This window comes from Promineifilum sp. (SeqCode) (genome assembly GCF_041918635.1).
GTDB lineage: Bacteria > Chloroflexota > Anaerolineae > Promineifilales > Promineifilaceae > Promineifilum.
Map to the genome: position 1 here is coordinate 1 of NZ_JAYRVJ010000141.1, position 10632 is coordinate 10632.

Below are 10632 nucleotides of genomic sequence, written 5' to 3' on the forward strand. Positions count from 1 at the left end.
CGCCGTCACGGACAGCCAGGGCCTCACCTCTGTCAGCGCGCCGGTCATCATCACCGTGACCCAGGGGGACGAGGTGCAGGTTCCCGAAGAACTCCAGCCGGCCGGCTTCCGTTTCAACCCGCTGTGGCTGTTAGGGCTGCTAGCGGTGCTGGCGCTGGGCGTGTTGGGCTACTTCCTGTGGCGCTCGCTCCAGGGCCGGCCGGCCGGCACACCGCGCCGCCGCCGGCGCGGCGGCCCGCCGGCCGACTACCCGCCCACGCCCACGCCCGCCCAGGGCGTAGACGTGATGGGCGAGGTCGATTTTATGAAGACGGGCCTGCACGAGAAGCCGTTCGTTATGGCCCACCTTGACGTGCTGGAGGCGCAGACGATCATGGCCGACGAACTGACGCTGCGCGACCCAGAGGTGCGCATCGGCCGCTCCCCGGCCCTCAGCCAGATCGCCTTCCGCGACGACCTCACCGTCTCCCGCGCTCACGCCGTCCTGCGGCTGGAGGGCAACCGCTACCGCATTTACGACGCGGGCAGCACCAGCGGCACCTACGTCAACGACCGTCAGGTTCCCGAGTACGGCCTGCAACTGGCCGACGGGGACGTGATTCAGTTGGGGGCGGTGCGGCTGCGCTATAGACAACTCTAGTGGTCAGTAATTAGTGGTCAGTTGTCAGTGGTCAGTATTCAGTGCCCACTGCATACTGACCACTGACCACAGACAACTGACAACTGTGAATCTACAAACTCTCACACCCTTACAACTCGAAGCGGCGACGGCCAGCGGCACGAGCTTCCTCTACGGCCCGGCCGGGACGGGCAAGACGACGGCGCTGCACGAGCGGCTCCTGCGGCTGCTGCGCGGGGGAGAGCCGGCCTACACCATCCTCGCCCTGGTGGCCGAGCCGGAACACCGCGACGCCTTCCTGGAGGCCGTCCGCGCCTCCGGGCTCGGCCCCTTCGCCGAGCTCAACGTCACCAACTACACCCAGTTGGCCCGGCGCATGGTGTCGCTCTTCTGGCCGCTGGTGGCCCGCGATGCCGGTTTCGCCCGCCCCTACCAACCGCCGGCCTTCCTCAGCTACGATCTGGCCCAGGTGCTCATGTGGCGCGTGGTGACGCCGCTGCTGGGCCAGGGGGCGTTCGCTAACCTGCGGCTGCGGCCGCAGCAAATCGTCAGCCAGCTGCTCGACACGCTCAACCGCGCCGCGCTCAACGCCCTGTCGCTGGAAGAGGCCATTTCCCGCCAGTCGCGCACCTGGTCGGGCGAGGCGGAGCGCCGGCTGCACCTGGATGACGCCGCCACGGCCGCCCGCGCCTTTCGCCGCCAATGCCTGGAGAACAGCCTGCTCGATCTGTCGCTGATGGTCGAGGTGTTCGACACGCAGTTGGTGCGCCACCCCGAATTCCACCGCTACTTCCGCGAGCGTTACCGCCACCTGCTGGTGGACAACCTGGAGGAGCAGACGCCGGCCGGCCAGAACTTCGTAACCGGCCTGATGAGCGAGACGCAGACCACAGCCGTCGCCGCCGACGCTGCGGCGGGCTACAAGCGCTTCCTGTCCGCCGACCCCCACGGCGCGGAGGGGCTGCGCACACGCTTTGACCACGTCTATGAGTTCACCGAGGGCTTCGTCGCGCCGGCCGATATGGCGTTGCTGGGCAATCAAGTGGAGAACTTTCTGGGCCACACACAACTGCCTACGGCGGGGGCCGAGGCGCGCATCCTGGACGTAATCGGTGGGCGCTACCGGCGCGAGATGGTCAACAACCTGGCCCCGGCGCTGCACCATCTGGTCTACGATCAGGGCGTCGCCCCACGCGACATCGCCATCATCGTGCCCTACATGGACGGCGCGCTGCGCTACATGCTGACCCAGGCCCTGCGCGAGGCGGGGCTGCCCTACCGGCTGCTGCGCCGCCGCACCAGCCCGCGCGAGGAGCCGCGCGTGCGCGCCTGGCTGACCTGGCTAGCGCTGGCCCACCCCGATTGGGGCATCCACCCCGCGCCCTACGACGTGGCCGAGGCGCTGACGCTCAGCATCGACGGGCTGGACCCGGCCCGCGCCCAACTCCTGGTCGATCACCTCTACCGGCCCGACGGCCCCGACCTGGCCCCGACCGAGACGCTGCCGCCGCGCATCGTGGAGCGCGCCGGCGAGCCGAGCGTGCGGCTGGTGGAGGAGCTGCGTGTGTGGCTGGCCGGGCGCGGCTACGGCGAGAGCGTGGACACCTTCCTGCACAGCCTGTTCAACGAACTGCTATCCCAGCCTCACTTCCGGCCGGAGCCAGATTTGGCCGGCGCGGCCGTGCTCGATTGGCTGGTGCGGGCGGCGGCGCGCCTGCGCAAGGCCGCCCCCGCCATAGGTCTGACCAGCGAGGCCGAGATCGGCGCGACCTTCATCGACGCCGTCAATCAGGGCCTCGTCACGGCCAACCCGCCCGACTGGGGCGAGCCGCCCGACCCCAACGGCGTCGTCCTGTCCACCATCTACGCCTACCTGCTGGCCGGCGAGCCGGCGCGGGTGCAGGTGTGGCTGGAGACGGCGGCGCAGGGCTGGTGGGATATCCCCCGCCAGCCGCTCAGCAACGCCTTCGTCCTGGTGCAGAGCCGGCCGCCGGAGGAGCTATGGACAATGGATGAGGACTTCGCCGTGCGCAATGAGCTACTGACGCGCATCATCCGCGGGCTGACGGCGCGCTGCCGCGACGGGGTCATCCTGGCCAGCAGCGACCTCGACCGGCGCGGCGTGCGGCAGGATGGGCCGCTGTGGCGGGCGCTGGGGCCGCTCATCCGGGCCAAACAGCGGACGCTGCTGAACGCGGATGCCGGCGCTGATTGACGATTCACCCACCGTCCCTTACAATCAGGCCGCTTGCCTACCCGATGGGACCAAGAGAACAGAACAAGGAAGGAGAAAACGGCGCCATGCCTAAGGTTAAAGTTGCCATTGTCACCGACAGCGTTGCGAACCTCGCGCCCGAGGTCATTGCCGAGCATAACATCTACGTCATCCCCCAAATCCTGAATTGGGAAGGGAAGAGCCTGCTGGATCAGATCGATATCACCACGCAGGAGTTCTACGAGCGGCTGCCGCACTCCAAGGATTTGCCCAAGACGTCGCAGCCGGCTCCTGGTCAGTTCACCGAGCACTTCCAGAAGGTGGCCGAGGGCGCGGAGAGCATCGTCGCCATCTTCGTGTCGGAGTTCCTGAGCGGCACGCTGCAATCGGCCCATCTGGGCGCGGAGGCGATGGGCAACTACCCGATCGAGATCGTGGATTCGCGCTCGGCGTCGCTGGGGTTGGGGCTGCTGGCTGTGGCCGCCGCCCGCTACGCGGCCGAGGGGCACGACTACCGCGAGGTGGCCGAGTACGTGCGCACCCTGGTTCCGCGCATGCGCGTGCTATTCGTCGTCGATACGCTGGAGTACCTGCACAAAGGCGGCCGCATCGGCGGGGCGCAACGGCTGGTCGGCTCTATGCTGTCGATCAAGCCGGTGCTGCACCTGGAGGACGGGCGCATCGAGCCATTGGCCTCTATCCGCACCAAGGCCAAGGCCATTCAGCACATGCTCGACGTAGTAGTGAGTGAGATGAAGGGCACGAGCCGGGTGCATGCCGGCGTCATCCACGCCAACGCGCCCGAGGACGCCGAGCGCATCGTCCGCTACGTGCGCGAGGCGGTCAACCCGGTCGAACTGCTGGTCAGCCAACTGACGCCCGTCATCGGGGCCAACGTGGGGCCGGGGGTGGTTGGGATGGGCTATTACACAGAAGTGTAGAAGAGATAGGACGCTGATGAACGCGGATAAAAGACGCTGATTTTCGCTGATAAGAAACCAGCAATCTCTTATCAGCGAAAATCAGCGCGAAATTCTGCGTCATCAGCGTCCCATTCTTCACCCCGCCGGAAAGAGCGACGCGATCCCCTGTCGCAACGCCAGCAGCGCCAGCTGCGTGCGGTTGTCCACCTTGGCCTTGGTCATGATGTTGCTGACGTGCGTGCCCACGGTGCGGCTGCTGATGTCCAACTGTTTGGCGATGTCCCGGTTGCTGCGTCCCTCAGCCACCAGGCGGACGATCTCCATCTCGCGCTCCGTCAACAGGTCGCGCAAAAACACGTCAGGCCGTCCCACCGTCAGCGTCTGCACCAGCCGCCGGGCCACCAATGGGTTGAGCGGCGTCTCGCCGGCGTGAACCTGGTGGATGGCGTCCACCAGGTCTTGCGGCATGGCGTTCTTGAGCATGTAGCCCATCGCCCCGGCCCGCATGGACTCGACGATCTGCACCTCGTCGCTGAAGTTGGACAGCACCAGCACGCGCGCGTTGGGGCGCTTCTCGATGATCTCGCGCATGGCCATAATGCCGTTCTTGTTGGGCATCATCAGGTCCATCAGGATCACGTCGGGGTTCAGCATGAGGGCTTTCTCCACCGCCTCATCCCCGTCGGCCGCCACCCCCACCACCTGGAAGCCGTTCTTGGTCTCCAGCATCGCGCACAGTCCCTCGCGCACGATGGATTGATCATCCACTACCAGAATACGAATTAACTCATCCATGTTGCCCTCCCCGGGGATAGGGGCTAGGGGTTAGGGACCAGGGGCCAGGGAAGAACGAGTCTTCCAGGCTCCGTCTACTTCCCATACCCTGTCCATCCTATCCTTTGCTCCCAGCATCTTTTCCCTAGCCCCTAATTAGAGCGGGGCGTGGGCTTCGACCCGCGTGCCGTGTCCCGGTGTGGAGGTCAGCGTGAGCGTCCCGCCGACCTTGTCGATCCGGTTGCGCATGCTCTCCAGGCCCAGGCCGCCGCCATTGCCGTTGAGCGTAAAGCCGACGCCGTTGTCGCGGACGGTCAGGCGCAACTCGCCGCGACGCGCCAGCAGCGTCACGTCCACGCGCGCCGCCCGCGCGTGATGGAGGCTGTTGTTCAGCGCTTCCAGGCCGATGCGGTAGAACGCCTCCTCCAGCGCCACGGGCAGCGGGCCTACGTCCTCGATGTGCGACCGGACGTGAATGCCGGCCCGCTTCTCGACCGATTGCAGGCGCTCGCGCAGCGCGCCGGCCAGCCCTTGCCTGGCCAGCGCCTCCGTCCGCATCTCGAACAGCAGCAGGCGCAACTCGCCCAGCGCCTGCTGGCTCATCTGCAAGATGGTCTGCACGTGGCGCTCGACTTTGTCCATGTCGGCTGAGCGGGCCGACTCGCGGGCCGCCTCGGCGAACAGGCTGAGGCTGTAGATAGTCTGGGTCACCGCATCGTGCAGGTCGCGAGACAGCCGCTCGCGCTCCTCGATGATGGCGGCCTGGCGCGTCTTCTGGCGCAGGTCAATGTTCTCCACCGCCGCGCCGATCTGGTCGGCGATGGCCGACAGCAGGGGCAACGCCGACTCGTCAAAGCAGTTGGCATGATTGCAGAGCAGAACCAGGACGCCCAGGTTCCGGTCGCGCGACCGCAGCGGCGCGACGGCATAGCCCCCCGCGCCTTGCTCCGCCAGATCGGCCGGCATCTCGCCGCCGCAACTGCACCGCGGCCCGCCATTGAGCAGCGGCATGGTCAACAGCGGGTGATCGGCGGTCAACTGCAGTAGCGCGCGCACCAACCCCTCCCGGTCGCCCAGCCAGGCGGCCGGATGGGACGCCGGATCGACGTTGGTCAGGTAGATGGCCCCCGCCGGGCAGCGGAAGGCTCGTATGGTCAACTCCAGAGAGCGTTGTAACACGCTGGACAGGTCCGGATTCTCGATTGTAGCGGCGGTGATGCCGTAGAGCGTCTCCAGTTCGCGGGTGCGCTCGCGCACCATCTCCGCCAACCGGACGGCCTGGCGCTGCTCCTGGTTGAACAGACGCGCGTTCTCGATGGCGATGGCGGCCTGGTTGGCGAAGGCCAGCGCCAAATCCATCTCCTGGACGGTGAAGGCATTGGGCCGATCGCGGTCAAGCGTCAGCGCGCCGATACATACCCCCTTGACGACCAGAGGTACGCCCATCCAGGAGCGGATGTTGATGAGCCGGGGCATTGGAACCCAGTCGGGTGAACCGGTGGTGTCGTTGATGATGCGGGGCTGGGCCGAGCGCAAGACCGACATCAGGCTGCGCGGCTCGGCATTGAGCAGGTTGCGCTCCTCTTCCGGCGTGCTCGCTGTGCCTCGCTGCGCAGCGATGACCGGCCGGTCATTCTCCAGCAGCCAGATGGTCGAACTCTGGCAGCTGGCAACCCGTTCCAACTGGTCGAGGATACGTTGCAGCAACTCGTTCAGGTCAAGGCCCATCGTCAGGCTGGCCGCCACTTCGCGCAGCGTCGTCTCGCGCTCGCGGCTCTGCCGCTCGGCCTCTAGCAAGCGCTGGTGCTGGAGGGCGACGGCGACGGAGTTGGCGATCTCGCGGACGATAGCCAGCTCTTCGGGCGGGAACTCGTGGACTTCGGCCATGGTCAGGGAGAAGCTGCCGATCAACTGGCCGCGGTAGAGCAGGGGGACGCAGAGGAAAGAGCGGCTGCCGATGGTGATGGCCGCTTCCAGCGTGGGCGTATCGGCGTGGGTCGCCTGGATGTCGGGGATGTAGTGGACTTCCCCCTGAGACAGGTGGGTGACCATATCCCACATATGAATTGGGTGGCGCACGCCGGTCTTGAACTGAGGCCAGTCGCTCTTCAGGAACTCAAATTCGCCCCTCTCCAGATGGTAGAGGACGATGGAAGTAGACAGGCTGGGGAGCAGGCTGCCGAGCAGTTGGATGGAGACATCCATGATGGCCGGCAACGATTCGGCCGAGAGGATGGATAGGTGAACGGCTTGCAGGTAGCGCAGACGGTCGGTCTGTTTGCGCAGGGTTTGGTCGGTGCGCAGCAGTTCGGCAATGTAGTGCGACCGTTCGCGACTAAGCTGGGTTGCTATTTCCGTTGCTGGGGTCATCGCGCCACCCCCACAGCGGCCCGGACCTGTGGCGGCCGGCCGCGCATCATTGTTTCAATACTACGTCATCATACCTAATCTAAATGTTTTACGCAACCCACTAACCTATATAAACCGGGTTTTCCGGGAAAATCCGGTTTCTAAACGACCGGCAATTGTCGCAGGCCGCGAAAGAGGACGCCCGACCGCCAGGCCAGCGCTTCCGGCGGCGCGCCCAGGGCCAGGCCCGGCCGGCGGCGAAAGAGCGTCTCCAGCGCGATGACCCCCTCCAGCCGGGCCAGCGGCGCGCCCAGGCAGTAGTGCGCCCCCAGGCCAAAGGCCAGATGGCGGTTCTCGCGCCGGCCCACGTCCAGTTCGTCGGGCCGGGCAAAGTGAGCCGGGTCGCGGTTGGCGGCGGTGATGACGGCGCGCATCAGGTCGCCCCGATGCATCGTCTGGCCGCCCCAAACCACGTCGCGGCGCACCCAGCGCGAGGTGGACGTTTCCACGGGGCCGTCGTAGCGCAACAACTCCTCGACCGCCGCCGGCCACAGCGCCGGGTCGTCGCGCAGGCGTTCCCGTTGGCCGGGGTGGCGCAGCAGCGCCAGCGCGCCGTTGCCGATCAGATTGACGGTCGTCTCGTGGCCGGTCACCAGCAGGAGGGCCACCATACTGGACAGCTCTGCCTCGCTCAGCCGGTCGCCCGCCTCCTCGGCCTGGACGAGGGCGGTGATGAGATCGTCGCGCGGGTCGGCCTGCCGTTGGGCGAAGAGGTCGCCCAGGTAGTGGATGAAAGCGCGCACCTTGCGCTTGCGGGCGCTATAGGTCAGGCCGCGGCTGCCGGGTGAGATGATGGCTTGCGAGCCTTCGCTGACAGCGTCGCGGTCGGCCGGCGGGATGCCGAGCATGTCGCAAATGACGACCACCGGCAGGGGCAAGGCGTAGGCGGCGATCAGGTCGGTCTCCCCCTCGGCCGCCATCCGGTCGAGCAGGGCATCGGCCGTCTGCTGGATGCGCTCGCCCATGGCGGCGATGCGCCGCGGCGTGAACGCCTGGCTGACCAGCGCCCGCAGCCGCGTGTGGTCGGGCGGGTCGCTGAAGAGCATGTTGGCGTTGATGCGCCGCGCGAGGGAGGCGTGTGGAGGCGCGGGGGAGCGGGGGAGCAGGGGGGCAGGGGAGATCGCGTTCTCCACCTTGGATATTGACGTTGTTTGCGCCCTGCCACCTGCCACCTGCCACTTGCCACTCGCTCCCCCGCTCCCCTGCTCCCCCGCTCCCCTGCCCACATTGCCCGGATCCTTGCAGAACGCCTCATCATCCCGCAACACGGCGGCCACGTCGTCGTAACGGGTGACGTACCAGATGGTGCGGCCGTCGGGCGCGGCGTGAGGATAGATGGGCCGCTCGCGGCGCAGCGCGGCGAACGTCGGAAAGGGGTCGGCCTTGAAGGCGCGGCTGAAGAGATCGGGTGGTTCGCTTGACATGAACGATTGCCGGCGGCTACAATGGGTCGAAATGATACAAAATATCAATTGCGAGTTGGGCCAGAGACCCGTGAATAGTATAGCGCATGGTCGTCTTGGCCGCAGGACTCAATCCGCGGCGCTTCGGGTGTTGCTCATCCAGGCGCTGCTGACCCTGCTCCTGACCGGCTGTGTCGCTCTGGGCGTGTCGACGACGGTCGAAGGCGGGCTGCTGACCCTGGCGCTGCCGGCAGTCGAACCGATGGCGCACGCCGGCCCCTTGCGCGTCCTGGCGACCACCAGCCTCGTCGGCGACGTGGTCGGCCGGGTGGGCGGCGCGGCCATCGACCTGACGACGCTGATGGGGCCGGGCCAGGACCCGCATAGCTACCAGCCCGGCGCGGCCGACCTGAGCGCGGCGGCCGACGCCGACGTGATCTTCGTCAACGGCTGGAACCTGGAAGAAGGGCTGGTGGATGACCTGGCGACGATTGGCGGGGCGGTCGCGCCCATTTCGGCCGGCATCGAGCCGCGCCCGCTGGCCGGAGAGGAAGGCAACGCCGCCGATCCCCACGTCTGGCAGAGCGTGCCCAACGTCTACCGTTGGGTGGAGAACGTCCGTGATGTGCTCAGCGCCGCCGACCCGGCCAACGCCGCGACCTACGCCGCCAATGCCGCCGCCTACCGGACAGAGTTGGAGGCGCTGGAGGCCGAGGTGCGGGCGCAGACGGCGGCCATCCCGGCCGGGCGGCGCGTGCTGGTGACCAACCACGACACGTTCGGCTACTTCGCCGACGCCTATGGCTTCCGCGTGTTGGGGTCGGTTGTGCCCGGTGCGAGCACGCTGGCCGAGCCGACGGCGGCCAACGTGGCCGAACTGGCGCGGGCGATGGCCGCCGAAGGGGTGTGCAGCCTGTTCATCGAGACGACGGTCAGCGACCAACTGGCGCGGACGCTGGGCCAGGAATTGAGCGACTGCGAAACCGTGCAGGTGTTGACGCTCTACAGCGACGCGCTGGGCCTGCCCGGCAGCGGGGCCGACAGCTACGCCGGCATGATGCGGGCCAATGTGGCGACGCTGGTGGAGGCGCTGCAACCGTAGCGCAGTAGGGGCAGACCTGCGTGTCTGCCCTGGGGCTACGCCGGCATGATGCGGGCCAATGTGGCGACGCTGGTGGAGGCGCTGCAACCGTAGCGCAGTAGGGGCAGACCTGCGTGTCTGCCCCAGGGCGCACACGCAGGTGCGCCCCTACGAGGATGTATCAGGATGTCCAAACAGGGTAATGAAGTGATGCCGATCGCCCAGCACGCCGTCCACGGCGTCCCCCACCAACCGGGCGCGCCGACGGTCGAACTGGACGACGTCTGGGTGGCCTACAACGACCGGCTGCGATTCGGCGACGGCGGCCCGGGCTATGCGCTGGAAGGGCTGAGCTTCCGCGTGACTCGCGGCGAGCGGATCGCCGTGGTCGGCCCCAACGGCGCGGGCAAGAGCACGCTGCTGCGGCTCATCGCCGGCACGCTGCGGCCCGACCGGGGGCGCGTCACCGTCTTCGGCCACGGCCCCGACGGCCACATCTGCATCGCTTACGTGCCCCAGCGCAGCCAGGTGGATTGGCGTTTTCCGGTGACGGTGGAGGACGTGGTGATGATGGGGCGCGTGGGGCAGATCGGCCTGTTGCGCCGGCCGGCGCGCGCCGATTGGGGGCTGGTACGGGCCAGCCTGGATCGGGTAGGCGCGGCCAACCTGGCCCACAAAGGTATCGGCGAGCTATCGGGCGGCCAGCAGCAGCGCGTCTTTCTGGCCCGCGCCCTGGCCCAGGAGGCGGAGTTGCTGCTGCTCGACGAGCCGCTGAACGGCCTCGATCTGCCGACCCAGAACGCCATTATCGACATCCTCGACGATCTGCGGCGCGAGGGGGTCACGGTGCTACTGGCGACGCACGACCTCGACCTGGCCGCCGAGCGCTTCGACCGCATCATGCTGCTCAACCGGCAACTGGTCGCCTTCGAGCCGCCGGCCGAGGCCCTGCGCGCCGACAACCTGCTCCGCGCCTACGGCGGCCACCTGCACGTGATTGACGCTGTCGGCGCGGTGGTGCTGGCCGATACTTGTTGTGAGGGGGAATAGGTTCTAGGGATTAGGGGCTAGGGGCTAGGGAAGAATTTTCTTCCCAAGCCCCAAGCCCCAAAACCCAAGCCCCAAAACAATGTTAGAACCACAGCAATAAGACTTCATCCTCCGCGCCCTGCTGGCGGCCATCATCGTGGGCGTCGTCTGCCCCGTGC

At 67.2% G+C, this 10632-nt stretch carries 8 protein-coding genes; 5 read left to right on the top strand and 3 right to left on the bottom strand.

Annotated elements, in window-relative coordinates; genetic code table 11:
• The 3 genes from ACE3UY_RS04680 to ACE3UY_RS04690 form a co-directional block, all read left to right on the top strand.
• A partial coding sequence (locus ACE3UY_RS04680; RefSeq protein WP_374686392.1) for an FHA domain-containing protein occupies positions 1 to 640 on the top strand: 640 nt, incomplete at its 5' end.
• Between the two features lie 85 nt (positions 641 to 725).
• Positions 726 to 2834, top strand: a complete 2109-nt coding sequence (locus ACE3UY_RS04685) for a UvrD-helicase domain-containing protein (RefSeq protein WP_374686393.1) — start codon at positions 726 to 728, stop codon at positions 2832 to 2834.
• A gap of 86 nt (positions 2835 to 2920) precedes the next feature.
• On the top strand, positions 2921 to 3775 hold the full coding sequence (locus tag ACE3UY_RS04690) for a DegV family protein (protein WP_374686394.1): 855 nt from the start codon (positions 2921 to 2923) through the stop codon (positions 3773 to 3775).
• 117 nt (positions 3776 to 3892) lie between these two features.
• On the opposite strand, the gene ACE3UY_RS04695 is transcribed toward ACE3UY_RS04690, so the two are convergent.
• The 3 genes from ACE3UY_RS04695 to ACE3UY_RS04705 form a co-directional block, all read right to left on the bottom strand.
• The gene (locus tag ACE3UY_RS04695; protein WP_374686395.1) at positions 3893 to 4552 is read right to left on the bottom strand and encodes a response regulator; all 660 of its coding nucleotides are present in this window, start codon (positions 4550 to 4552) and stop codon (positions 3893 to 3895) included.
• A gap of 135 nt (positions 4553 to 4687) precedes the next feature.
• Positions 4688 to 6901 (bottom strand): GAF domain-containing protein, encoded by a 2214-nt coding sequence (locus ACE3UY_RS04700; RefSeq protein WP_374686396.1) that lies wholly within the window; start codon positions 6899 to 6901, stop codon positions 4688 to 4690.
• Positions 6902 to 7041: 140 nt separating this feature from the next.
• Positions 7042 to 8364 (bottom strand): cytochrome P450, encoded by a 1323-nt coding sequence (locus ACE3UY_RS04705; protein WP_374686397.1) that lies wholly within the window; start codon positions 8362 to 8364, stop codon positions 7042 to 7044.
• Positions 8365 to 8491: 127 nt separating this feature from the next.
• On the opposite strand from ACE3UY_RS04705, the gene ACE3UY_RS04710 reads away from it, so the two are divergent.
• Both ACE3UY_RS04710 and ACE3UY_RS04715 read left to right on the top strand, forming a co-directional pair.
• A complete protein-coding gene (locus ACE3UY_RS04710) occupies positions 8492 to 9445 on the top strand; it encodes a metal ABC transporter solute-binding protein, Zn/Mn family (protein WP_374686398.1) in 954 nt (317 codons plus the stop codon).
• Between the two features lie 165 nt (positions 9446 to 9610).
• Positions 9611 to 10474, top strand: a complete 864-nt coding sequence (locus ACE3UY_RS04715) for a metal ABC transporter ATP-binding protein (RefSeq protein WP_374686399.1) — start codon at positions 9611 to 9613, stop codon at positions 10472 to 10474.
• Positions 10475 to 10632: the final 158 nt, after the last annotated feature.

Coding starts and splice junctions, on each gene's coding strand:
- ACE3UY_RS04690 (WP_374686394.1), top strand. CDS start 2,921: ATGCCTAAGGTTAAAGTTGCCATTGTCACCGACAGCGTTGCGAACCTC.
- ACE3UY_RS04695 (WP_374686395.1), bottom strand. CDS start 4,552: ATGGATGAGTTAATTCGTATTCTGGTAGTGGATGATCAATCCATCGTG.
- ACE3UY_RS04700 (WP_374686396.1), bottom strand. CDS start 6,901: ATGACCCCAGCAACGGAAATAGCAACCCAGCTTAGTCGCGAACGGTCG.
- ACE3UY_RS04705 (WP_374686397.1), bottom strand. CDS start 8,364: ATGTCAAGCGAACCACCCGATCTCTTCAGCCGCGCCTTCAAGGCCGAC.
- ACE3UY_RS04715 (WP_374686399.1), top strand. CDS start 9,611: ATGTCCAAACAGGGTAATGAAGTGATGCCGATCGCCCAGCACGCCGTC.